This window comes from Streptomyces sp. NBC_00299, assembly GCF_036173045.1.
Lineage (GTDB): Bacteria > Actinomycetota > Actinomycetes > Streptomycetales > Streptomycetaceae > Streptomyces > Streptomyces machairae.
On sequence record NZ_CP108039.1, the window covers coordinates 4,345,191 to 4,368,567 of the forward strand.

Here is a 23,377-nt window from a genome sequence, read left to right on the forward strand (position 1 = left end):
AAGTTTTCTGGAAAGCCGAGGCGTACGAGGATGGGCGGCACCATGGACGGCACCAAGCAGCGGCGCCGCGGGGACACCCGCCAGCGCATCCAGGACGTGGCCCTCGAACTCTTCGCCGAGCAGGGCTACGAGAAGACCTCCCTGCGCGAGATCGCCGAGCGCCTGGAGGTCACGAAAGCGGCCTTGTACTACCACTTCAAGACGAAGGAAGAGATCATCGTCAGCCTCTTCGAGGACCTGACGAAACCGATCGAGGACCTGATCGAGTGGGGCAGGCAGCAGCCGCACACCCTCGAGACCAAGCAGGAGATCGTACGCCGCTACAGCCAGGTCCTGACCGACGCGTCACCGCTGTTCCGCTTCATGCAGGAGAACCAGGCGACGGTCCGCGATCTGAGCATCGGAGAGATGTTCAAGAACCGCATGCTCGGCATGCGCGACATCGTCATAGACCCGGACGCCGACCTGGTCGACCAGGTGCGCTGCATCAGCGCCCTGTTCACGATGCACGCCGGGATGTTCGTCATGAAGGACCTCGAAGGCGACCCCGAGGAGAAGCGCAAGGCCATCCTCGAGGTCGCCACCGACCTGATCACCCAGGCGCACAAGGGCGCCTGAACGGCTCGGTCACTCAGATCTTCAGACCCTTGGCCCGCAGGAAGGACACGGGGTCGATCGCGGTGCCGTAGTTGGCACTCTTGCGGATCTCGAAGTGCAGGTGCGGACCGCTGGAGTTACCGGTGTTGCCGGACTTGGCTATGTGCTGGCCGGTCTTGACGACCTGGCCGATCTTCACGTCGATGCGCGACAGGTGGGCGTACTGGGAGAAGGTCCCGTTGCCGTGCTTGATGACGACGGCGTTGCCGTACGCGGGACCGTCACCGGCGCCGTTGCCGCCGGCCTTGACGACCGTACCGCCGTGCGCGGCCATGACGTCGGTGCCGTTCGGGACGGCGAAGTCCTGCCCACTGTGGGTGGACTGCCACATGCCGCCGGCCTGCGCGTAGCTGGCGGACTTCGTGTACTTCTTCACCGGGCTGACCCAGGAGGCGGCCTTCTTGACGGCGGCCTTCTTGGCGGCGGCACTCTGCGCCTGGACGGCGGTGGAGGCAGCGGGGGCGGAGCTCATCTCGGCAGCAACCGCGCCTCCGGCGCCCAGCACGACCGAGGCCCCCAGGCCGGCGGCCAGCACAGCCGCACGGGTGCGGAAGGTGGACGTACGGGACGAACGGAACGAGAAGCGCGGGGACATTCGAAACCTCACGGGGACGACGACAGAGAAAACCACCCGACTGCTCAGGCAATCGCCGGATGGCCATCCCTTGGTAACCCCCGGCCCCCCGAAGCCCAAAACCCCTTATCTACGACTAGGGCTAGTACTCCGCCCCAAAAATCCCCGCATCTTGACAGATCGCCTAATACGGACGAACCAGCACTGACACCAAAAGGTCTCGCCAGTTTTCATGCCTAACGTCCGATTTGCCCATGACCCCCGTTTCCACTATTCCCGCTAGTAACGGACAAATCGCCTGTGCGGCATGTCACCGCCCTATGCAATCGGAAGACCCCGGAATGTGACGGGCACTACGCTGCCGCCCTACCGACGAGGGGCTCGGCGAGCGGGAGCTGGGCAAGCTCGTCCGTGAGCTGGTGGAGCGGGCGGCGCGCGAGGCGCCCCAGGACGAGGGGGAGCCAGCAGCGGTCGCGGGGGCCTTGCAGCGGACCCTGCGCGCGCTCGGCGATCTGGACCTGGACGACGTGGAGGCCGTACGGCTCGGCCCCCGAGGCGCTGGCCGAGCAGCTGCACACACGACCTCTGTGCCCCGCACCCTCGTCGAGCAGAGCCGGCAGCTGGACCAGCTGATCCGGCTCACCGACGTCACGGTGTCCGGCAATCTCAGTCCTGCTCAGATCCGGACCAGCCTCGACGAGCAGGAGCTCCGGAACCTGGAACTACGGCATGGTTCCGTCACCGACCTGGGTTCCTGCCTGAGAACGCACGTGACCTCTCCGTGCCGGCCGAATTCCCGTCACTGAACGAACTCCGGCTGATGCTGAACAGTCCCATCAGCCGGGAGAACTGGCGGTTCGTCACATCCCTGCCGAAGCTGGAGAGCCTTTTCCTGAATCTCGACGAGCTCACAGATCTCGCATCGAACGGCATCCCACACCTTCACCGCACGCCTTCTCAACGCCCACGAACTCCCCGCCGGCATCCACCTCGTGGCACCTGCCCCGCCGCACAGTGATGATTGATCATCAGAACTAAGTGACGCACATCTCTAGCGACTTACCGCTCAGTAACCCTATCTTTCCCCTCACGCCATCCCCACCCACGAACATGCACGCGACAACAACACAGCGCACGTGACGTGAGAGGACCCCCACACATGACGCTTCGCCGCCCCTGGGCACGCCGTATCGCGGTCGGCACCGTCTCCGCGGCCGCCCTCGTGGCCCTCGCGGCCCCCGCCGACGCCGCGACCCCGGCCACCGCGACGAGCACCTCCAGCGCCACTGCCACGGCCACCGCCGAGGACGTCGACTACAACACCTGGCAGAACGACTGCCAGGCGGTGATGGACCAGGCACTGCCCTATCTGGAGCAGCGGATCGCGAACACCAAGCCGGGTGAGAAGCAGGCGATCGTCTTCGACATCGACAACACCACCCTGGAGACGGACTTCGGCTTCAGCTACCCGCAGCCGGCCAACGAGCCGGTCCGGGAGGTCGCCGAGTACGCCCAGGAGCACGGCGTCTCCCTGTTCTTCGTGACCGCCCGCCCGGGCATCATCTACTCGGTGACCGACTACAACCTCGAGTACCGCGGTTACGAGGTCTCCGGGCTGTACGTGCGCGGCTTCTTCGACCTCTTCAAGAACGTCGGCGACTACAAGACGGCCCAGCGCGTCGACATCGAGAAGAAGGGCTACACGATCATCGCGAACATCGGCAACAGCGCCACCGACCTGTCGGGCGGCCACGCCGAGAAGACGTACAAGCTGCCGGACTACAACGGGCAGCTCTCCTGACGGACCGCGTGCAAAAGGGGCTGCCCCGGAACTTGGTCCCGGGGCAGCCCCTTTTGTTCAAGCGGAGCGCGCGGCTACGCGTCCTTGCTCAGGTTCGGACCGGTGCCACCGGCCGCCTGCTCGATCGGCGGGACGTCGGGCAGGGCCGCCTTCTCCTCACCGCGGAAGGTGAAGGTCTTGGTGTCGCCCTCGCCCTCGGTGTCCACGACCACGATGTGACCGGGACGCAGCTCGCCGAAGAGGATCTTCTCCGACAGCGAGTCCTCGATCTCGCGCTGGATCGTCCGGCGCAGCGGCCGGGCACCCAGCACGGGGTCGTAGCCCTTCTTGGACAGCAGCTCCTTGGCGGACTGGGAGAGCTCGATGCCCATGTCCCGGTCCTTCAGACGCTCGTCCACCTTGCCGATCATCAGGTCGACGATCCGGAGGATGTCGTCCTGGGTCAGCTGCGGGAAGACGACCACGTCGTCGACGCGGTTGAGGAACTCGGGGCGGAAGTGCTGCTTGAGCTCGTCCGACACCTTGTTCTTCATGCGCTCGTAGTTGCTCTTCGTGTCACCCGAGGCCGCGAAGCCCAGGTTGAAGCCCTTGGAGATGTCCCGGGTGCCGAGGTTGGTCGTCATGATGATGACCGTGTTCTTGAAGTCCACGACCCGGCCCTGGGAGTCGGTCAGGCGACCGTCCTCCAGGATCTGCAGCAGCGAGTTGAAGATGTCCGGGTGGGCCTTCTCGACCTCGTCGAAGAGGACGACGGAGAACGGCTTGCGGCGGACCTTCTCGGTCAGCTGGCCACCCTCTTCGTAGCCCACGTAGCCGGGGGGCGAACCGAAGAGACGGGAGACCGTGTGCTTCTCGCTGAACTCCGACATGTCGAGGGAGATCAGCGCGTCCTCGTCACCGAAGAGGAACTCGGCGAGCGCCTTGGACAGCTCGGTCTTACCGACACCGGACGGGCCGGCGAAGATGAACGAGCCACCGGGGCGCTTCGGGTCCTTCAGACCGGCACGCGTACGGCGGATCGCCTTCGACAGCGCCTTGACGGCGTCGACCTGGCCGATGACCCGCTTGTGGAGCTCGTCCTCCATGCGCAGCAGGCGGGACGACTCCTCCTCCGTGAGCTTGAAGACCGGGATGCCGGTGGCGGTCGCGAGGACCTCGGCGATCAGCTCGCCGTCGACCTCGGCGACGACGTCCATGTCGCCGGCCTTCCACTCCTTCTCGCGCTTGGCCTTGGCGGCCAGGAGCTGCTTCTCCTTGTCGCGCAGGGAGGCGGCCTTCTCGAAGTCCTGCGAGTCGATCGCGGACTCCTTGTCGCGGCGCACGCCCGCGATCTTCTCGTCGAACTCGCGCAGGTCCGGCGGCGCGGTCATCCGGCGGATGCGCATCCGGGATCCGGCCTCGTCGATCAGGTCGATCGCCTTGTCCGGCAGGAAGCGGTCCGAGATGTACCGGTCGGCCAGGGTGGCGGCCTGGACCAGCGCCTCGTCGGTGATGGAGACCCGGTGGTGGGCCTCGTACCGGTCGCGCAGACCCTTGAGGATCTCGATCGTGTGCGGCAGGGACGGCTCGGCGACCTGGATGGGCTGGAAGCGGCGCTCGAGGGCCGCGTCCTTCTCCAGGTGCTTGCGGTACTCGTCCAGCGTGGTCGCACCGATGGTCTGCAGCTCACCGCGGGCCAGCATCGGCTTCAGGATGGAAGCCGCGTCGATGGCGCCCTCGGCGGCACCCGCACCGACCAGCGTGTGGAGCTCGTCGATGAACAGGATGATGTCGCCGCGGGTGCGGATCTCCTTGAGCACCTTCTTCAGGCGCTCCTCGAAGTCACCGCGGTAGCGGGAGCCGGCGACCAGCGCGCCGAGGTCGAGGGTGTAGAGGTGCTTGTCCTTGAGGGTCTCGGGCACCTCGCCCTTGACGATGGCCTGAGCGAGGCCCTCGACGACGGCGGTCTTGCCGACGCCGGGCTCACCGATCAGGACCGGGTTGTTCTTGGTACGGCGGGACAGCACCTGCATGACCCGCTCGATCTCCTTCTCGCGCCCGATGACCGGGTCGAGCTTGGACTCACGAGCGGCCTGGGTGAGGTTCCGGCCGAACTGGTCGAGGACCAGGGACGTCGAGGGGGTGCCCTCGGCAGGCCCGCCGGCGGTGGCGGTCTCCTTGCCCTGGTAACCGGAGAGCAGCTGGATGACCTGCTGCCGCACCCGGTTGAGATCTGCGCCCAGCTTGACCAGGACCTGGGCGGCGACGCCCTCGCCCTCACGGATCAGGCCGAGCAGGATGTGCTCCGTGCCGATGTAGTTGTGGCCCAGCTGAAGGGCCTCGCGGAGCGAGAGCTCCAGAACCTTCTTGGCACGGGGGGTGAAGGGGATGTGCCCGGACGGGGCCTGCTGCCCCTGCCCGATGATCTCCTCCACCTGCTGGCGGACCGCCTCGAGCGAAATCCCGAGGCTCTCAAGGGCCTTGGCGGCGACACCCTCACCCTCATGGATCAGGCCCAGGAGGATGTGCTCGGTGCCGATGTAGTTGTGGTTGAGCATCCGGGCTTCTTCCTGAGCCAGGACGACAACCCGCCGCGCGCGGTCGGTGAACCTCTCGAACATCGTTAATCGCTCCTCAGAGCGGTCAGGCAGTGGGGGGAACTTCCCCTCCCTGTCCTTCCGCAGCTTAGTCCCGCAAGCGGGGACCGCTCATTCCAACTGCCGACACCGTCGATGGCCTCCTGACCCCGAACGCCGACATCTGCTCCAACCCGATGGTGCGAGACGATGTTCCCGCAGGCCAGGCACTTACCCTCACCATCAGTACGCCGATGGCGAACGTGAGACCACCTTGCCTGCGTGTCGCCCCCTCCCACTAGGGATGTCTTACCCGCTGGGACTGACACTCCATGCCGCGCCCCCCGGTTCCCTCCGCTACGGGCGAACAACCTTGCGCCACCCCACACCCCCGCACGCCCCCAATTCAGACACTCTGCGCATTCGCCGGAACACCCAGCGTAACCCGCACGTCCATTCGGCGGTTGCACTTGGCATGGTCGGCACCCGCCTCAAGATCACCACGGACCTCGCCGCGATCCCCCTCCCCCGTCGGCCGCTCGATCCGAGCGATCAGGTCCGCCGGTGGTACGAGAACGAACTGGGCTGGCCGGTGGTGCCCGCCGCCCCCGGAGCCCCGCTGACCCTTCGCGTGGGCCTGCGCTTCGACGTCCTGGACGTCCCCGCCGAGGCGGGCCGCGCTGCCCTGCGCCATCTGGCACCGAACTCGCCGGTGGCCGTCCAGGGCGACCGGATGCGGCTGCTCATGGCCGCGGGCAGCGCGGAGGAGGTGCCGGGGGTGCTGGACTGGCTGGAGTGGGGCGCGCTGCCCCTGGACCTGACGGCACTGGGTGAGGGCGACCTCGTGGAGGCGCCGCTGCCACCCGAGAGGCGGCCTGTCACGGCCGTACGGCCTCTTGCGGTTCTCGGGTCACCGGCGCTGGTGCGGCATCTCGCAGCTGGGCCGGGCGGGGCGGGCCCGGGTCCGGCGGCGGCCGTACGGTGTCCCGTCGATGCGGGACCTGGGGGAGCCGTACGGCGTCCTGGCCTGCCGGGGCAGTGCGGAGTGCGGCCGCTTCCCCTGGACCGCTCCGGTGCCGTGCAGGGGGCCGCCGTGTGGCTGCGGCCCCCCGAGCCTGGGGGCGAGGTCGAGGCCTCGCTGCCGACGCTGTCGGCACTGGGGGGCGGTGGGGGCGCCCCCGATCTCGTGCGGGTTCTGGGCACGGTGGCAACGCACTGCCACCGCCTGGGACTGCGACGCGCGTGCGTGCAGCCTTCGGCCTGTCCGTAGATCAGGCATCGACCCGGATCAGGCGTTGGCCTTCTCGTATGCCTCGCGAATGGACGCCGGAACGCGGCCGCGGTCGTTGACCTCGTAACCGTTCTCCTTGGCCCACGCGCGGATCTGCGCGGTGTCCTGGCTGCCGCCGGAAGTGGCGCGCGCCTTTCCGCGCCCACCCGAAGCGCGGCCTCCGGTGCGACGACCGCCCTTCACGTAAGGCTCGAGAAGGCCACGGAGCTTGTCCGCATTGCCGGTCGTGAGATCGATCTCGTACGTCTTGCCGTCCAACGCGAACGTCACGGTCTCGTCCGCCTCGCCGCCGTCGAGGTCGTCGACAAGAAGGACCTGAACCTTCTGTGCCACCGGATTTCCTTTCATCGATAACTTGAGGGCCTGGGGTCTGCGGCGTCCGCCGTTTCGCCGTCCCCTGTTATATGCAGTACTGCAGTACGTCGGAAAGCAAACCGCTTTTGCTGGAAAAACACAAACCCCAGGGAGAGACTCACAGGCCGACTGCGGTCCGGAAACATGCGCGTTTCGGACATAGGGCACCTGGGCAGGGTCACCCGTCGGAATAGTGGGTGACGATCACAGATGCAGAAGCATCCGGCTGTTGCCCAAGGTGTTCGGTTTCACTCGTTCGAGACCGAGGAACTCCGCGACACCCTCGTCATAGGAACGCAGCAGCTCAGCGTAGACATCGGTGTCCACCGGCGTCTCGCCGATCTCGACGAAGCCGTGCTTGCCGAAGAAGTCCACTTCGAAGGTCAGACAGAAAACGCGGCGAACGCCGAGCCAGCGCGCGGTGTGCAGCAACTTCTCCAGCAACTGATGACCGACGCCGGCGCCCTTCAGACCGGGCTTCACTGCCAGCGTGCGGACTTCCGCCAGGTCTTCCCACATCACGTGCAGGGCACCGGCGCCGACGACCTCGCCGTTGTCGTCCCGTTCCGCGACCCAGAACTCCTGGATGTCCTCGTAAAGCGTCACCGTGGCTTTGTCGAGCAGGATGCGACGCCGGACGTACTCGTCAAGGAGACGACGCACCGCCGGGACATCGCCGGTACGGGCCCGCCGGACGGTGATGGCTTTTGCGGTGACTTCTGGGCTCTGAGCCGCGGGGCTCTCGGCCGAGTGGCTCTCTGCGGACATGAGCGGACGCTATCGCCCGTCGGGCTCCGGTGCCGAGGCGGGGTTCTCGGGGCCGGTATCGGCACGGGTATCCGGGGCGGTATCGGTGCTGGTATCGCCGCTGGTATCGGTGCTGGTGGTATCGGCGACAGCGGCGGTATCGGTGCCCGTAACGCGGCGCGTATCCGGTACTTCCGTGGGTTCGGGCGTTTCCGGGCCCTGGACGATGCGTACGGCGTTGCGCAGGGCCTGGCGCTGTTCCTCGCTCATCATGCCGAAGAAGGCGACGAGTGCGGCGGCGGGGTTGTCGCTCTGCGACCAGGCATCGTTCATCAGGGCGGCGGCGTAGGCGGCTCGGGTGGAGACCGCCTCATATCGATAGGCCCGGCCTTCCGCCTCGCGGCGTACCCAGCCCTTCTGATGGAGATTGTCCAAAACGGTCATCACCGTGGTGTACGCGATGGACCGTTCCTGCTGGAGATCTTCCAGGACTTCTCGAACGGTCACCGGGCGGTTCCACTTCCACACCCGCGTCATGACCGCGTCTTCGAGTTCTCCCAATGGGCGAGGCACAGCTCGCACAATAGTGGGAGATCTGGTTGTTGGCGTGCCGGACGTGCTCTTTCTCCGGCAAACAGGAACAAAAAGGGCGTACGACTCGGAAAGCGGTGAGCTCGGAGTCGTACGCCGTCGTACGTCGTCGGGTCAGGCGTCCGGGGTCGCCGAGGCCTGGCGGGTGCCCTCCACGCGCGCGAGGGCGGCGTCCACGGCCGCGTCCTCCTTGGCCTTGTTGGCTCCGCCCTGGGTCTTCACGATCACCCTGATCACACCGATGAAGAACACGGCCATGACGGCCGGGGGGAGGAGTGCGGCGACGTAGTCCATGCGTCCAGGGTAGCCAGGGGGTGTGGGCGGGTGGGGCGGGGGTTGGGGGTTGTGAGGTGGTTCGCGTCTCAGCCTGCGGCCAGTTGCTGGGGCGGGTTCGCGGGGGGTGGGGTCGGTTTGCGGCGGGGGAAGACCTCGCCGGGGGTGGGGATGGGGCGCGTCGGCTTGGGGGCGGGTGTGCGCTCGGGGCCGGGGCCGGGGTCCGGTTTGGGGGTGGCCGGCTTTTCTGCGGGCTTCTTCCGGGGCGGCTGGGCGGGGTCCTGGCCGGCTGCCTGCGCCGGGAGGTCGACCGGGGGTCGGGGGCGCTCCTCGGAGAGGCCTCCAGGGAGGGCCAGGAGGTGCGTACGGGACGCGGGGATGGCCGGCTTGGCAGGAGTGGCCGGGCGGGCGGTGCCGCGCGCGAGGCGGGCTTGTACGTCCTGTTCCGCCAGTGCCTGGCAGCGGGTGAGGAGGGCGGCCGCGGTGGGGTTGCCGCGGAGGGCGCGCAGGGCTGCGAGGTCCTCGGCGGTCGGGGGGTGCCCGGCGCCGAGCGCCTCCTCCAGGAGGGTGAAATAGCCGGCTGCGGTGCCGGGGAGGGCGGCGCGATAGCGGGCGAGGTCGGCCGTCAGGAAGGCGCGCAGCCTGGCGCCCTCGCGCATTGCCTCGTCTAGCGACTCTGCGAGGCGGAGGCAGTCCTGGACCTCCTCGGCCGAGGCGGGGCTGGGGTGTAGGGCGAGGGCGAGAGCGCGACGGAGCACACGCAGCTCCTCCGCGCCGAACGCCATGGCGCCGCGGGATCCGTATGGCGTGGGCATGGGCCGACGATACGCGCTAATCAGACAAACGCGGCATAGGTGGGGTGGGTGTGGCGTGGGAGCCACTCGGGAGACGGGGGGTGCGATGCCTGCGGCGGCCTGTTGCTGGTGAGTGGGGGTGCGCGTAGCGCCTGCGGTGCGGTGGGTGGGTCGGGGCGGTGCCGCGGGGGTGCGACACCACCACGGCCGCTTCGCCGGTCTCTTCCAAGTGCCGGTCCAGGCATTCCGGCCCGTCCGGCGTTTGGGGACGAGGCCCGTTCAGGGCCGAAAGCGGGGGGCTGGGGGCCGTAGGCCCCCAGTGCCACACCGGCGGTGTCACATTCGGGACACGTTGCGTTCGTAGACCAGGCGGAGGCCGATCAAGGTCAGCCACGGCTCGTGTTCGTCGATGACCGAGGATTCGCCCAGGACCATGGGGGCCAGACCCCCCGTGGCGATGACCGTGACCTCGTCGGGGTCGTCGGCGAGTTCGCGGGCCATGCGGTTGACCACGCCGTCCACCTGGCCGGCGAAGCCGTAGATGATGCCGGACTGCATGGCCTCGACGGTGTTCTTGCCGATGACGCTGCGCGGGCGGGCCACCTCGATCTTGCGGAGCTGGGCGCCCCTGACGCCGAGGGCCTCGACCGAGATCTCGATGCCGGGGGCGATGACACCGCCGATGTACTCGCCGCGCGCGCTCACCGCGTCGAACGTCGTCGCCGTACCGAAGTCGACGACGATCGCCGGACCGCCGTAGAGGTCGACCGCCGCCACCGCGTTGATGATGCGGTCGGCGCCGACCTCCTTGGGGTTGTCCGTGAGGATCGGGACGCCCGTCTTCACGCCCGGCTCGACGAGGACCGCGGGGACGTCGCCGTAGTAGCGGCGGGTCACCTCGCGGAGTTCGTGAAGGACCGAGGGGACCGTGGCGCAGATGGCGATTCCGTCGATGCCGTCGCCCAGCTCGTCGCCGAGGAGCGGGTGCATGCCCATCAGGCCCTGGAGCAGGACCGCCAGTTCGTCGGCGGTGCGGCGGGCGTCCGTCGAGATGCGCCAGTGCTCGACGATGTCCTCGCCGTCGAACAGGCCGAGGACGGTGTGCGTGTTGCCTACGTCGATCGTGAGGAGCATGCCCGTCCTACTCCGCCGCTCGCAGGTCCAGGCCGATGTCCAGGATCGGCGAGGAGTGGGTGAGGGCCCCCACGGCCAGGTAGTCGACGCCCGTGTCCGCGTACGCCTTGGCGTTGGCCAGGGTCAGGCGGCCCGATGCTTCGAGTGCCGCCCGGCCGTGCACGATCGACACCGCCTCCTCGCACTCGCCCGGCGTGAAGTTGTCCAGGAGGATCAGGTCCGCGCCCGCGTCCACCACTTCGCGGAGTTGGTGGAGGGTGTCCACCTCGACCTCGATCGGGAGGTCCGGGAAGGCTTCGCGGACAGCCTTGAAGGCCTGGCTCACGCCGCCCGCCGCCAGGACGTGGTTGTCCTTGACCAGGGCCGCGTCCGACAGCGACATGCGGTGGTTCACGCCGCCTCCGCAGCGGACCGCGTACTTCTCCAGGGCGCGCAGACCAGGGGTGGTCTTGCGGGTGTCCCGGACCCTCGCCTTCGTGCCGTCCAGTACGTCCGCCCACGCGCGCGTGGCCGTGGCGATGCCCGACAGGCGGCAGAGGATGTTCAGCGCGCTGCGCTCGGCCGTCAGGAGGTCGCGGGTGCGGGTGGTGATCGAGAGAAGCGTCTGGCCCTCCGTCACGCGGTCGCCGTCCTCCACGTGGCGCTCCACCTCGAACTCGTCCTCGCAGACGATCGAGACCACCGCCTCGGCGACCCTGAGGCCCGCCACGACGCCCGCCTCACGCGCGACGAAGTCGGCGGTGGCGACGGCCTCTTCGGGGATGGTCGCGACCGTCGTCACGTCCACGCCGTGCGCAAGATCCTCCTGGATGGCGACGCCTGCGATGTCCTCGACCTCGACCGGGTCGAGGCCCGCGTCGGCCAGGAGCTGGGCGAGCGCGGGGTCGAGGCCGCACTCCAGGTACTCCTCGTCGGCACCGCAGGCGCAGTCGTCGCCGCAGCCGCCGGTCGAGGCGAGGGGAAGGTCGGGGGTGGTCACTGCTGTCACTGCTCCTGGGGACGGGTCGGGGGGAAGTCTGCGGTGTCTGTGGTGTGCACGGCCAGTGTGCGGTCCGGGTTCAGGCGTACGACGATGTGGCGGCGCCACGTCGCGTCGTCGCGGTCGGGCTCGTCCTCGCGCCAGTGGCAGCCCCGGGTCTCCTCGCGGAGCTGCGCCGCGGCCACCAGGACCCGGGCCACGCAGAGGAGGTTCGTGGACTCCCATGTGTCCACGCCGGGCTCGGCCGTCTTGCCGTTCTCGGCGAGGGCGTCACGGGCCTCGGTGTGCAGCTGCTGGATCTGCTCGGCCGCCTTGGCGAGGGAGTCCGCGGAGCGCAGGACTCCGGCGCCGTCGGTCATCGTCCGCTGGATCGCGAAGCGGGCCTCGGGGGCGAGCAGCGGGTGCTCGGGGGTCTCGGGGTACGGCACCGGGTGCGGCACACGCGCGTGGAGGCCGTCGGCCGCGCGGGCGGCCGCGATGTCGGCCACGATGCGCTCGGCGTAGACCAGGCCTTCGAGGAGTGAGTTGGAGGCCAGGCGGTTGGCGCCGTGCACGCCCGTGCAGGCGACCTCGCCGCACGCGTACAGGCCGGGCACGGTCGTACGGCCCTGGGAGTCGGTGCGTACGCCGCCGGAGGCGTAGTGGGCGGCCGGGGCGATCGGGATGGGGGAGGTGACCGGGTCGATGCCGTTCGCGCGGCAGGCGGCGAGGATCGTCGGGAAGCGGTGCTCCCACATGTGGGCGCCGAAGTGGCGGGCGTCGAGGAACATGTGTTCCGCGTCCTGCTCCTGCATGCGTCGCATGATGCCCTTGGCGACGATGTCCCGGGGGGCGAGTTCGGCAAGTTCGTGCTGTCCGACCATGAAGCGCACGCCGTCGGCGTCGACCAGGTGGGCGCCCTCGCCGCGTACGGCCTCGGAGACCAGGGGCTGCTGGCCCTCCGCGTCCGGGCCCAGGAAGAGGACCGTGGGGTGGAACTGGACGAATTCCAGATCGCTCACCTCGGCGCCCGCGCGGAGCGCCAGGGCCACGCCGTCGCCGGTCGAGACCGAAGGGTTCGTCGTCGCCGAGAAGACCTGGCCCATGCCGCCGGTCGCGAGGACCACCGCGGGCGCGTGGACCGCGCCCACACCGTCGTGCTGGCCTTCGTCCATGACGTGCAGGGTGACGCCCGCCGTACGGCCCTCGGCGTCCGTGAGGAGGTCGAGGACGAGCGCGTTCTCGATCGTGCGCATGCCACGCGCGTGCACCGCCTCGACCAGGGCGCGGGAGATCTCCGCACCGGTCGCGTCCCCGCCTGCGTGGGCGATACGGCGGCGGTGGTGACCGCCCTCGCGAGTGAGCTCCAGGCCGCCTTCCTCCGACTCGTCGAAGTGGGCGCCGGTCTCGATGAGGCGGCGTACGGCGTCGGGACCCTCGGTGACGAGGATGCGGACCGCCTCCTCGTCGCACATGCCCGCGCCCGCGACCAGGGTGTCGTCGAGGTGCTGTTCGGGGGTGTCGCCCTCGCCGAGGGCCGCGGCGATGCCGCCCTGGGCCCAGCGCGTGGAGCCGTCGTCGAGGCGGGCCTTGGTGACGACGACGGTCGTCAGGCCGGCGGCCTCGCAGCGCAGGGCGGCGGTGAGGCCCGCGACGCCGGAGCCGACGACGACGACGTCCGCGGTGATGGACCACCCGGGCGCGGGCGCGTGCAGTCGTATGCCTGTGCTGGTCACGAGGCGGCTCCGAAGGTGAGGGGGAGGTTGTCGATCAGCCGGGTCGCCCCGACCCGGGCTGCGACGGCGAGGACGGCCTCGCCGGTGAAGTCGTCCTCGATCTCGGTGAAGTCGGACGGGTCGACGAGCGCGAGGTAGTCCAGTTCGAGCGGCGGGTCGAGGCGGGCGGCCTCGTCGAGGAGCATGCGGGCGGCGGCGCGGATGGCCGCCGTGGCGCCGGGGACCGCCTTGGCGACGGCGTGTGCGTCGGCCGCCGCGCGGGACTCCCCTATGGCGCTGAGCGCTTCCGCACGCGCGCGTGTGGCGGGCACCTCGCGTGCCCGCGCGCGCAGCGCCTCCTGTGCCGCGTGCCGGTCGCGGCCGGCGAAGAGGGCCTGGGACAGCGCGAGTGCCGTGTGCCGCTCCTTGGGCGAGAGGTAGCGGTTGCGGCTGGAGAGCGCGAGGCCGTCCTCCTCGCGCACGGTCGGGACGCCCACGATCTCGACGCCGAAGTTCAGGTCGCGCACCATGCGGCGGATCAGGGCGAGTTGCTGGGCGTCCTTCTGGCCGTACAGGGCGACGTCGGGGCGGGTGAGGTGGAGCAGCTTGGCGACGACGGTGAGCATGCCGTCGAAGTGGCCGGGGCGGGAGGCGCCCTCCAGGCTGTCGCCCATGGGGCCGGCGCTGATGCGCACCTGGGGCCGGCCGCCCGGATAGACCTCGTCCACGGAGGGCGCGAACACGGCGTCGGCGCCCGCCTGTTCGGCGATCTTGAGGTCGGCGTCCAGGGTGCGCGGGTAGCGGTCGAGGTCCTCGCCCTCGCCGAACTGCAAGGGGTTCACGAAGACGGTGACGACGACCTCGCCCTGCGGGCCGGCGATCGTGCGCGCGGTGCGGATCAGGGTGGCGTGGCCCTCGTGCAGGGCGCCCATGGTCATCACGACGGCACGGCGGCCGGCACGCGTGCGTGCGTGCAGTTCGTCGGCGGTGCGCAGCAGGGTCGTCATCGGGCATCTCCCTCGGCGCCGTCGGTCCCGTCTGCGAGTACCCCGAGGAGGTCCTCGGCGAGCTCCGGCTTGAGCAGTCCGTGGGCGAGCGCCCGGTCGGCGGTCGCGCGCGCCATCGCCAGGTAGCCGGCGACGGCCTGCGGGGCGTGCCTGCGCAGTTCCGTGACGTGCGCGGCGACGGTGCCCGCGTCCCCGCGCGCGACGGGGCCGGTCAGGGCCGCGTCGCCGGAGCGCAGGGCGTTGTCGAGGGCGGCGCCGAGCAGCGGGCCGAGCATCCGGTCGGGGGCCGCCACGCCCGCCTCGCGCAGCAGCTCCATGGACTGGGCGACGAGCGTCACCAGGTGGTTCGCGCCCAGCGCGAGCGCCGCGTGGTAGAGCGGGCGCCTCTCCTCGGCGATCCACTCGGGTTCGCCGCCCATCTCGATGACGAGGGCCTCGGCGGCCAGCCGCAGCTCCTCGGGCGCGGTGACGCCGAAGGAGCACCCGGCCAGGCGCTGGACGTCCACGGGAGTGCCCGTGAAGGTCATCGCCGGGTGCAGGGCCAGCGGCAGGCCGCCCGCGCGCAGGGCGGGGTCCAGGACCTTCGCGCCGTACCGCCCGGAGGTGTGCACCAGCAGCTGCCCCGGTCGTACGGCACCGGTCTCGGCGAGGCCCTCGACCAGCCCGGGCAGCGTGTCGTCCGGGACGGTCAGCAGCACCAGCTCGGCGCGGGCGAGCACCTCGGCGGGCGGCACGAGCGGCACGTCGGGGAGCAGCTGCGCGGCCCGTCGCCTGGAGGCGTCGGAGACCGCGGAGACGGCCACCGGGCGGTGCCCGGCGAGCTGGAGGGACGCGGCGAGTGCGGGGCCCACGCGGCCGGCGCCGACGACACCGACGGTGAGCCGCGCGGGGCGGTCCCTGGGATCTGGCTGTTGGCTTGTACTCACTCGACGGCGGCCTTCCCGTTCCAGTCCGCTCCGGGTACCGGACGATTTCTCGTCATGTTAACGCGATTGGTTCGAGAGGCGTTCGGTTGTCCACAGGCTGTGGGTTTCCACACGCCCTGCATGCCCCTGCGGAGCCGCCGCGCGTGCATCGGAGGGCGGGACCGGCGTCCGGAAATGCGGGTGCCCGCCCGGGAGGGCGCGGGAGATGATCCGGGGCATGAGCGATACGGCGGAGCAGGGCGGGCAGCGGGCAGGGGCCGAGCGGGACGAGGAGTCGTCCGGCGAGCAATTGTCGGGCCAGCGGGTGTCGGACGACGAGCGGCGCAAACGGCGCCGAGAACGGCGCATAGCTGCTTACCGCGGCGCGAAGCGCGTGCTCGCACGCCCTGCCTTCCTCGGCACCCTGCGCGAGCGCCTGGCGCTGCTGGACGAGGCACGTGCGCTGGATCTGCACGACCTGGACGAGTCGTCGGACCTCTACGGCGACGGCATCGTCGAGGCCCTGGAGGAGAAGACCGCAGGGCTGCTCGGCATGGAGGCCGCCGCGTTCTTCCCGACGGGCACGATGGCCCAGCAGGTGGCCCTGCGCTGCTGGGCGGGCCGTACCGGCAACCCGACCGTCGCCCTCCATCCGCTGGCCCACCCCGAGGTGCATGAGCGCAACGCGTTCAGCCAGGTCAGCGGATTGCGTCCGGTCCGCGTGACGAGCGAGCCGCGGCTGCCGACCGCCGCCGAGGTGCGCGAGTTCGACGAGCCCTTCGGGGCGCTCATGCTCGAACTGCCCCTCAGGGACGCCGGTTTCGTCCTGCCCTCGTGGGAGGAGCTCACGGAGGTGGTGGAGGCGGCGCGGGAGCGCGACGCGGTGGTGCACTTCGACGGCGCCCGCCTGTGGGAGTCCACCGTCCACTTCGGCCGTCCGCTGGCGGAGATCGCGGGCCTGGCGGACAGCGTGTACGTGTCGTTCTACAAGTCCCTCGACGGCTTCGGCGGCGCGGCCCTGACCGGTCCGAAGACGCTGGTGGACGAGGCGAAGGCCTGGCGGCACCGCTACGGAGGCACGGTGTTCCAGCAGTTCCCCACCGCGCTGTCGGCGCTCGCCGGCCTGGAGCGGGAGCTGCCCCGGCTGCCCGAGTACGTGGCTCACGCGCGCGTGGTGGCCGCCGCCCTGCGCGAGGGGTTCGCGGCGGCCGGGGTGCCATGGATGCGGGTCCAGCCCGAGCCGCCGCACACGAACGAGTTCCAGGTCTGGTTGCCGTACGACGCCGACGTCCTCGCGGAGGCCGCGATCCGGCAGGCCGAGGAGACGGGAACCGTCCTGTTCGCCCAGGGCTGGGAGGCCAAGGGGCCGGGGCTGGCGTACACCGAGGTCTACGTGCGGGCCGCCGGGCTGGAGTGGACGGCCGAGGACGTGAAGGCGGCGGTCACCCAGTTCGCGGCCCGGCTGACCGAGGAGGCCGGCGTGGGGGTCAGCCCGTAGAACGCGGCCGTACACGCAGCAAGCGGCTCAGGGCCTGCCGTAGCCGCCCGTGCGGCGGGCGGCCGGCAAGGGCCGCCCTGAACTGCCGGTGGTCACGCCACTCGCGGACGACCTGCCAGTCGCGGGTGCCCGGCGCCGGCGGGGCCGGCTCGCCGAGCAGGCGGGCGCGGTAGGTGTCGAGCAGATGGTGCTGCGTGACGCTCATGGTGAATCGCCTCCGGGACGTAGGAGAGATGACGTGGGAATCGGGCTCCGCGGCTGCCCCGGTGATCCCAGAGTTGCCTCACCGCGGGTGTGACGTCGCGCCGATTGACGGCCGTCGTCAATCGGCGGCCGCGTTGTCAGTGGCGGGGTGCACCATGAGGACATGAGCGTGACCATCGACATCGCGGGGCTGCGGCCGGAGAGGCTCGCCGTCGTGCCCTCACCCCTGGCCGAGCTCGGCATGGCGCTGCACGCGCTGTCGGAGCCGGGGCACCACCCGGGCCTGCAGGGCTGGGTGACGGGCGTCACGGCCCGGTTGGACTCGCACCTGGCCGACCGGATGTGCGAGGCCGACTTCCTGTGGCGGTCGACGTTCTCCGACCTCTTCCTGCCCTTCGCCGGCATCCCGGGCCGCAGCGCCCTCCCAGGCGCCACGCTGGCGGAGGAGCTGGATCAGCTGGACAAGCTGACGGACGAGCAGTTCGTGGACGCGGCCCTGGAGTTCACCTGCGCCCTGCCGTACAGCACGCGCGGGCCCGACGCGCTCTCCGACGCCGGCGTGCGGCGCCGCGCCCTGGACCTCGCGGCCGCGCGCGGGCCGCAGCAGATGCGGTTCAGCGAGCGGCTGCTGTTCGATCCGCCGCGGATCCGGGCCTGGCTGCGGCAGTTCCTCCAGGACTGCGACGAGGCCTTCTTCGCGGACACCTGGTCCCGGCTGCGCCACCAGCTCACGGCGGACGCCCGCCACAAGACGGATCTCCTGCGGCACAAGGGCCTGGCGGAGGCCCTGGCCGCGGTGTCCCCGGCGGTCACTCTCGACGAGGCAGCCGCGCGGATCACGGTCGACAAGCTGGGCAATGGCCGTACGGCCACGGGGGACGGCGGCCTCCTCCTGGTCCCGACGAGCCTGGGCTGGCCGCACCTGATGGTCCTGCACCGCTACGCCTGGCAGCCGGTGCTGCACTACCCGGTCGGCTCCCCCGAGCTCGCCGCCCCGCCCACGGTCGAGCAGCTGGCCCTGCGGATGACCGCGCTCTCCCACCCCGCGCGCATGCGTATCTGCCGCAATCTCGCCCGCAGCGCGTACACCACGGGCGAGCTGGCGCAGGCGCACGGCGTGACGGCTCCGGAGATATCCCGGCACCTGGGCGTGCTGAAGAAGGCGGGCCTGATCACCACCCGCCGCCGCGGGCGGTACGTCCTGCACCAGCTGGACGTGGCCGTGGTGGCCCGGCTCGGCAGCGACTTCCTGGAGGGGATCCTGCGCTGAGCGCTCCCCTCCTGCGCCCACGGCTCAGTCGAAGCGGATGTGCCTGACCCCGACCCTCGCCTGCCGCAGCCGTGTCCGCAGCGGGCCCTCGTTGTTGGGCCTCAGCCGCAGCCCGGCCAGGACGGCGATGCGGTCCGCCGTCTTCGGCACTGTCGAGTGGTCCGTCCACAGATGCTCGGCGAACTCCGGCTCCCGCAACCGCTCCAGGCAGTGGTCGAGCTGCAGGACGGCCCAGCTCTCCCGGCGCAGCCCGGCGCCCTTCCCGATGTCCTTGCCCGCGTTCTTTCCGGCGTTCTTTCCGGCGACGTACTGAAGGAGGTGCCCGAAGCCGCGCTCACGCAGCCGCATCAGGACGGTCTCGCGCTCGGCGAGGAGCGTGAAGTGCCGTACGTCATGGCCGAGTTCGCGCAGTCGGCCCACCGTCTCCTCGAAGTAGCCGGAGTCGGTGACCGTCATGGGCGCTATCACCACACCGTCGTGCTTGGTGAGGACGAGGTCGAGGACCTCGACGACGCCCTGCCGCCAGGATCTCAAGTCCTGGAAGTCCCCGCGCAGTTCGGGTGGCAGCGTCCGCCGCAGCCCGAAGCCCGCGTGCTCGGGGTCGCAGACCACGCTGCCGGGCAGGCGGCGCTGGATCTCGTACGCGGTCTGTGTCTTGCCGCCCCCGAAAGGGCCGTTGATCCACAGGAGCATGCGCAGACCCTAGTGTGCACCGGTTACGCGGGAGTCACCCCCACCGCGCGTCAGCCGAGCCCGCCGGCCCGCACCAGACCCGTCTCGTAGGCGAGGACTACCACCTGCACCCGGTCCCTGAGCCCCAGCTTGGTCAGGATGCGGCCGACGTGGGTCTTCACCGTCGCCTCGGACAGGACCAGCCGGGCCGCGATCTCGCCGTTGGACAGGCCCTGGGCGACCAGCACCATGACCTCGCGCTCGCGGTCGGTGAGCCGCTCCAGCTCCTTGTGCTTGGGCTCGTTGCCGCTGGAGGGCAGCATGGGCGCGAACCGGTCCAGCAGACGCCGGGTCGTCGACGGGGCGACCACCGCGTCGCCGCTGTGCACCGCGCGGATGGCGGCGAGGAGTTCGCCGGGCGGTACGTCCTTGAGCATGAAGCCGGAGGCGCCCGCCTTCAGCCCGGAGAAGGCGTACTCGTCGAGGTCGAAGGTGGTCAGGATCAGCACCTTGGGCGGCTCGGGGTCCGAGCAGATGCGGCGGGTGGTCTCCACACCGTCCAGCTTCGGCATGCGTACGTCCATCAGTACGACGTCGACCGGGGTCGAGCGCAGCACCTGGAGGGCCTCGACGCCGTCTCCCGCCTCCGCGACGACCTCCATGTCCGGCTGGGCCGCAAGCACCATCCGGAACCCGGTGCGCAGCAGCACCTGGTCGTCGACGAGCATCACGCGGATCGTCATCGGGGTCCTCTTCCGTGTCTTTCGTATCCGTCTACAGGGCCGTTACAGGTGTCAACAAGGGACATGCGCAAGTGTCAGTGTGCTGGTTTGAGCGGCAGCAGCGCACTGATGCGGAATCCTCCGCCCGGGCGCGGCCCCGCGTCCAGCGTGCCGCCCACCATGCCGACCCTCTCGCGCATGCCGATCAGGCCGTGGCCACTGCCGTCGGCGCCGCCGTCCTCGTACAGCTCGTGCGGGGCGCCCTTGCCGTCGTCCTCGACGAGCAGGCCGAGACCGTCGTCGAAGTAGACCAGGCGCACGCTGGCGCCCGTGTTCGGCCCGCCGTGCTTGCGCGTGTTCGTGAGCGCCTCCTGCACGATGCGGTACGCCGTCAGCTCGACACCGCTGGGCAGCGGGCGCGGGGTGCCCTCGACTTTGAAGTCGACCGGCAGGCCGGAGCTGCGGCACTGCTGGATGAGGTCGTCGATCTGCTCGACGTCGGGCTGCGGGACGTATTCGCCGCTCTCCTGGTGCTCGCCGGTGCGCAGCACCCCGAGCAGGCGGCGCATCTCGGCGAGGGCCTGGCGGCCGGTGGAGGAGATGGTCTCCAGGGCCTTCTTGGCCTGGTCCGGGGCGGAGTCGAGGACGTAGGCGGCACCGTCGGCCTGCACGACCATCACGGAGACGTTGTGCGCGACGACGTCGTGCAGCTCGCGTGCGATCCGGGCGCGTTCGGCGGCGACCGCGACCTTGGCCTGCGCCTCGCGCTCCTTTTCGAGCCGGGTCGCGCGCTCCTCGAGCTGCTCGTAGTAGGCACGGCGGGTACGGATCGAGTCCCCGAGCACCCAGGCGAGCGCGAACGGCACCGTCATGAAGATCACCAGGGCCACGTTGCCCAGAACGCTGGAGTCCTGCTCGGGCCAGCGCGTCTGTGCCAGGGGGGCCGCACACAGGCCTGTCCCCAGCGCGAGACGGGACGCCCAGCGGGCGCCGGTCGCGGCCACGGTGTAGGTGATCACCAGGAAGGCGAAGTTGACCGGCGTCGGCGCCACATTCAGCACCAGCTGCGCCAGCCCCACGACGATGGCCAGCACCAGCATCTTCTCCGGCATGCGCCGGCGCAGCGCGATCACCAGGCCCAGCAGGAGGAGGACCGGGACGACGACCGCCTCGGAGGAGGTGCCCGGCAGGTCCTGCCCACCCTCCTCGCGGACGGCCACGCTCACCACAGAGATCCCGAAGAGGAGGACGGCCCAGAAGCTGTCGACCCATGTCGGGTGCCTGCGGAGGAAGTCATAGAGGCGCTGCACGTAACCCAGCGTAGGGAAGCGATATGTGTGCCCGGGTCAACCGGAGGGTCGATCCGCACTACCCGCGCGTACTCCGCAAGGTGGAGGCTGCGTTCTCCTGTGCGCTTAGCCTGGGCCGGTGACACAAGTGGCGACGGGCGAGTGGCGAGGGTGGCGGGCGGCAGCGGAAGCCGCCCTCTACGGGCCGGGCGGCTTCTACCGCCGCCCCGAGGGCCCCGCCGGCCACTTCCGTACCTCCGTCCACGCGTCGCCGCTGTTCGCAGTCGCCGTGGCCCGGCTGCTGTGCCGGGTCGACGAGGCCCTGGGCCGCCCCGGGCGGCTGGACTTCGTCGACATGGCGGCGGGGCGGGGCGAGCTGACCGCCGGCGTGCTGGCCGCCCTGCCCGCCGACGTGGCGGCGCGCACGCGTGCGTACGCCGTCGAGCTCGCCGACCGCCCGGAAGCCCTGGATCACCGGATCGAGTGGCGGTCCGAGCCGCCGCTGCGGATCAAGGGCCTGCTGTTCGCCAACGAGTGGCTGGACAACGTCCCCCTGGAGGTCGCGGAGGTGGACTCCGCGGGCGTACCCCGCCTGGTTCTCGTACGACGGGACGGGACCGAACGTCTCGGGGAGCCGGTCGCCGGTGCGGAGGCGGAGTGGCTCGCGCGCTGGTGGCCGCTCGGGGGCGCACAGGGAGCGCGGGCCGAGGTCGGGCTGCCGCGGGACGGGGCCTGGGCCGCGGCCGTGGGGACCCTGGAGCGGGGGCTCGCGGTCGCCGTGGACTACGCGCACACGGCTCCCGCACGCCCGCCCTTCGGGACGCTCACCGGCTTCCGCGAGGGGCGCGAGACGGCGCCCGTGCCGGACGGTTCCTGCGACATCACGGCGCATGTGGCCCTGGACGCGTGCGCGACGGCGTGCGCGCTGCCCGGTGCACGCCTGGTGTCCCAGCGCGAGGCACTGCACGCCGTGGGCATCACAGGCGCACGCCCCCCGCTCGAACTGGCCTCCACCAACCCCACCGAGTACGTACGCGCCCTCGCGACCGCGGGAGAGGCCGCCGAGCTCACGGCGACGGCCGGACTGGGAGACTTCGGCTGGCTGCTGCAGCCGGTAGGAATTCCGGACGTACTGGCGGACTGACGCCCCGGGCCCCGCCCGGCCCCGCCGCGACCACTCGCCGCCTACTTGTCGATGTCCCCCACCACGAAGAACATCGACCCCAGGATCGCCACCATGTCTGCGACCAGCGTGCCCGGCAGCAGCTCGACCAGCGCCTGGATGTTGTTGTACGAGGCGGAACGCAGCTTCAGCCGGTACGGCGTCTTCTCGCCCTTGCTGACGAGGTAGTAGCCGTTGATGCCGAGCGGGTTCTCGGTCCACGCGTACGTGTGCCCCTCGGGCGCCTTCAGCACCTTGGGCAGCCGCTGGTTGATCGGCCCGGGGGGCAGCTCGGCGAGCCGGTCCAGGCAGGCGTCGGCGAGGTCGAGGGAGACGTGGGTCTGCTCCAGCAGGCACTCGAAACGAGCGAGGCAGTCGCCCTCGTCCCGGGTCACCACCCGCAGCACGTCCCCCAGCTCGCCGTAGGCGAGATAGGGCTCGTCGCGCCGCAGATCGAAGTCCACGCCCGACCCGCGCGCGATCGGCCCGCTCACGCCGTACGCGTGCACGGCCTCCGGCGTGAGGGCGCCCACGCCCCGCGTACGCCCCCGGAAGATCTCGTTGCCGAGGACAAGATCGTCGAAGCGGTCCATGCGGGAGCGCACATCGGCGACAGCGGCACGCGCACGCGTGGCCCACCCGGCCGGCAGGTCCTCCTTCAGGCCGCCCACCCGGTTGAACATGTAGTGCATCCGTCCACCGGAGACCTCCTCCATCACATGCTGGAGCTCCTCGCGCTCCGTGAAGGCGTAGAAGATCGGCGTGATCCCGCCCAGCTCCAGCGGATACGACCCGAGGAACATCAGGTGGTTCAGCACCCGGTTGAGCTCGGCGAGCAGCGTCCGGGTCCACACGGCCCGCTCGGGCACCTCCATGCCGAGCATGCGCTCCACGGCGAGGACGACGCCCAGCTCGTTGGAGAACGCCGACAGCCAGTCGTGGCGGTTGGCGAGCATGATGATCTGCCGGTAGTCGCGGGCCTCGAAGAGCTTCTCCGCGCCCCGGTGCATGTACCCGATGACCGGCTCCGCCCGCACGATCCGCTCGCCGTCGAGCACGAGCTTGAGGCGCAGCACGCCGTGCGTGGAGGGATGCTGGGGGCCGATGTTGAGCACCATGTCGGTGCTCTCCGCGGCGCCGCCGATACCGACCATGGTCTCCGTCGTAGGAGTCATGGACACAGTCTCCCCTACGTACGCTGGCC

The 23,377-nt window shown here is 70.4% G+C and carries 24 protein-coding genes; 7 read left to right on the forward strand and 17 right to left on the reverse strand.

Annotated elements, in window-relative coordinates:
- Positions 1-42: 42 nt before the first annotated feature.
- On the forward strand, positions 43-618 hold the full coding sequence (locus tag OHT51_RS18975; protein WP_328880126.1) for a TetR/AcrR family transcriptional regulator: 576 nt from the start codon (positions 43-45) through the stop codon (positions 616-618).
- A gap of 13 nt (positions 619-631) precedes the next feature.
- Here the strand turns inward: OHT51_RS18975 and OHT51_RS18980 are convergent, their stop codons facing one another.
- Positions 632-1,252 carry a M23 family metallopeptidase gene (locus OHT51_RS18980; RefSeq protein ID WP_328884368.1) on the reverse strand — a complete coding sequence of 207 codons (621 nt, stop codon included), beginning with the start codon at positions 1,250-1,252 and terminating at the stop codon, positions 632-634.
- 398 nt (positions 1,253-1,650) lie between these two features.
- Between OHT51_RS18980 and OHT51_RS43365 the strand changes: the two genes are divergently transcribed.
- Positions 1,651-2,037, forward strand: a complete 387-nt coding sequence (locus tag OHT51_RS43365; protein ID WP_443052507.1) for an NACHT N-terminal Helical domain 1-containing protein — start codon at positions 1,651-1,653, stop codon at positions 2,035-2,037.
- Between the two features lie 353 nt (positions 2,038-2,390).
- The gene (locus OHT51_RS18990) at positions 2,391-3,032 is read left to right on the forward strand and encodes an HAD family acid phosphatase (protein WP_328880128.1); all 642 of its coding nucleotides are present in this window, start codon (positions 2,391-2,393) and stop codon (positions 3,030-3,032) included.
- A gap of 74 nt (positions 3,033-3,106) precedes the next feature.
- Here OHT51_RS18990 and OHT51_RS18995 read toward each other — a convergent pair whose 3' ends face one another.
- Positions 3,107-5,632 (reverse strand): ATP-dependent Clp protease ATP-binding subunit, encoded by a 2,526-nt coding sequence (locus OHT51_RS18995; protein WP_328880129.1) that lies wholly within the window; start codon positions 5,630-5,632, stop codon positions 3,107-3,109.
- A gap of 430 nt (positions 5,633-6,062) precedes the next feature.
- Between OHT51_RS18995 and OHT51_RS19000 the strand changes: the two genes are divergently transcribed.
- A complete protein-coding gene (locus OHT51_RS19000) occupies positions 6,063-6,857 on the forward strand; it encodes an SCO3374 family protein (RefSeq protein WP_328880130.1) in 795 nt (264 codons plus the stop codon).
- Between the two features lie 18 nt (positions 6,858-6,875).
- Here the strand turns inward: OHT51_RS19000 and OHT51_RS19005 are convergent, their stop codons facing one another.
- The 10 genes from OHT51_RS19005 to OHT51_RS19050 form a co-directional block, all read right to left on the reverse strand.
- On the reverse strand, positions 6,876-7,211 hold the full coding sequence (locus OHT51_RS19005) for a histone-like nucleoid-structuring protein Lsr2 (RefSeq protein WP_328425060.1): 336 nt from the start codon (positions 7,209-7,211) through the stop codon (positions 6,876-6,878).
- Between the two features lie 225 nt (positions 7,212-7,436).
- On the reverse strand, positions 7,437-8,000 hold the full coding sequence (locus OHT51_RS19010) for an amino-acid N-acetyltransferase (protein WP_328425062.1): 564 nt from the start codon (positions 7,998-8,000) through the stop codon (positions 7,437-7,439).
- A gap of 9 nt (positions 8,001-8,009) precedes the next feature.
- On the reverse strand, positions 8,010-8,516 hold the full coding sequence (locus OHT51_RS19015) for a BlaI/MecI/CopY family transcriptional regulator (RefSeq protein ID WP_443052508.1): 507 nt from the start codon (positions 8,514-8,516) through the stop codon (positions 8,010-8,012).
- 168 nt (positions 8,517-8,684) lie between these two features.
- Entirely contained in the window at positions 8,685-8,864 is a 180-nt protein-coding gene (locus tag OHT51_RS19020; RefSeq protein ID WP_328880132.1) for a hypothetical protein, read from the reverse strand.
- A gap of 68 nt (positions 8,865-8,932) precedes the next feature.
- Positions 8,933-9,628, reverse strand: coding sequence for a hypothetical protein (locus OHT51_RS19025; protein ID WP_328884369.1), 696 nt, complete (start codon positions 9,626-9,628; stop codon positions 8,933-8,935).
- A gap of 345 nt (positions 9,629-9,973) precedes the next feature.
- Positions 9,974-10,771, reverse strand: coding sequence for a type III pantothenate kinase (locus tag OHT51_RS19030; RefSeq protein WP_217207191.1), 798 nt, complete (start codon positions 10,769-10,771; stop codon positions 9,974-9,976).
- Positions 10,772-10,778: 7 nt separating this feature from the next.
- Positions 10,779-11,750, reverse strand: a complete 972-nt coding sequence (gene nadC, locus OHT51_RS19035; protein WP_328884370.1) for a carboxylating nicotinate-nucleotide diphosphorylase — start codon at positions 11,748-11,750, stop codon at positions 10,779-10,781.
- Positions 11,751-11,755: 5 nt separating this feature from the next.
- Positions 11,756-13,465, reverse strand: a complete 1,710-nt coding sequence (locus OHT51_RS19040; protein ID WP_328880133.1) for an L-aspartate oxidase — start codon at positions 13,463-13,465, stop codon at positions 11,756-11,758.
- On the reverse strand, positions 13,462-14,451 hold the full coding sequence (panC, locus tag OHT51_RS19045; protein WP_328880134.1) for a pantoate--beta-alanine ligase: 990 nt from the start codon (positions 14,449-14,451) through the stop codon (positions 13,462-13,464). The genes OHT51_RS19040 and panC overlap by 4 nt, the downstream gene beginning before the upstream one ends.
- Positions 14,448-15,377 carry a Rossmann-like and DUF2520 domain-containing protein gene (locus OHT51_RS19050; protein WP_328425074.1) on the reverse strand — a complete coding sequence of 310 codons (930 nt, stop codon included), beginning with the start codon at positions 15,375-15,377 and terminating at the stop codon, positions 14,448-14,450. The genes panC and OHT51_RS19050 overlap by 4 nt, the downstream gene beginning before the upstream one ends.
- A gap of 217 nt (positions 15,378-15,594) precedes the next feature.
- Between OHT51_RS19050 and OHT51_RS19055 the strand changes: the two genes are divergently transcribed.
- Positions 15,595-16,854 carry a threonine aldolase family protein gene (locus OHT51_RS19055; RefSeq protein WP_328880135.1) on the forward strand — a complete coding sequence of 420 codons (1,260 nt, stop codon included), beginning with the start codon at positions 15,595-15,597 and terminating at the stop codon, positions 16,852-16,854.
- Here the strand turns inward: OHT51_RS19055 and OHT51_RS19060 are convergent.
- Positions 16,844-17,059, reverse strand: coding sequence for a hypothetical protein (locus OHT51_RS19060; protein WP_328880136.1), 216 nt, complete (start codon positions 17,057-17,059; stop codon positions 16,844-16,846). The genes OHT51_RS19055 and OHT51_RS19060 overlap by 11 nt on opposite strands.
- A gap of 162 nt (positions 17,060-17,221) precedes the next feature.
- Here OHT51_RS19060 and OHT51_RS19065 point away from each other — a divergent pair, with 162 nt between their 5' ends.
- Complete coding sequence (locus OHT51_RS19065; RefSeq protein ID WP_328880137.1) at positions 17,222-18,328, forward strand: DUF5937 family protein; 1,107 nt, start codon at positions 17,222-17,224, stop codon at positions 18,326-18,328.
- A 24-nt stretch (positions 18,329-18,352) separates the two neighbouring features.
- Here OHT51_RS19065 and OHT51_RS19070 read toward each other — a convergent pair whose 3' ends face one another.
- The 3 genes from OHT51_RS19070 to OHT51_RS19080 form a co-directional block, all read right to left on the reverse strand.
- Positions 18,353-19,021, reverse strand: a complete 669-nt coding sequence (locus OHT51_RS19070; RefSeq protein ID WP_328880138.1) for an ATP-binding protein — start codon at positions 19,019-19,021, stop codon at positions 18,353-18,355.
- 50 nt (positions 19,022-19,071) lie between these two features.
- Positions 19,072-19,743 (reverse strand): response regulator transcription factor, encoded by a 672-nt coding sequence (locus OHT51_RS19075; RefSeq protein WP_328880139.1) that lies wholly within the window; start codon positions 19,741-19,743, stop codon positions 19,072-19,074.
- 74 nt (positions 19,744-19,817) lie between these two features.
- Positions 19,818-21,032, reverse strand: a complete 1,215-nt coding sequence (locus tag OHT51_RS19080; RefSeq protein WP_328880140.1) for a sensor histidine kinase — start codon at positions 21,030-21,032, stop codon at positions 19,818-19,820.
- A 118-nt stretch (positions 21,033-21,150) separates the two neighbouring features.
- Here OHT51_RS19080 and OHT51_RS19085 point away from each other — a divergent pair, with 118 nt between their 5' ends.
- Entirely contained in the window at positions 21,151-22,155 is a 1,005-nt protein-coding gene (locus tag OHT51_RS19085; RefSeq protein WP_328880141.1) for an SAM-dependent methyltransferase, read from the forward strand.
- A gap of 41 nt (positions 22,156-22,196) precedes the next feature.
- Here the strand turns inward: OHT51_RS19085 and OHT51_RS19090 are convergent, their stop codons facing one another.
- Positions 22,197-23,348, reverse strand: coding sequence for an NADH-quinone oxidoreductase subunit D (locus OHT51_RS19090; protein ID WP_328880142.1), 1,152 nt, complete (start codon positions 23,346-23,348; stop codon positions 22,197-22,199).
- Positions 23,349-23,377 lie beyond the last annotated feature (29 nt).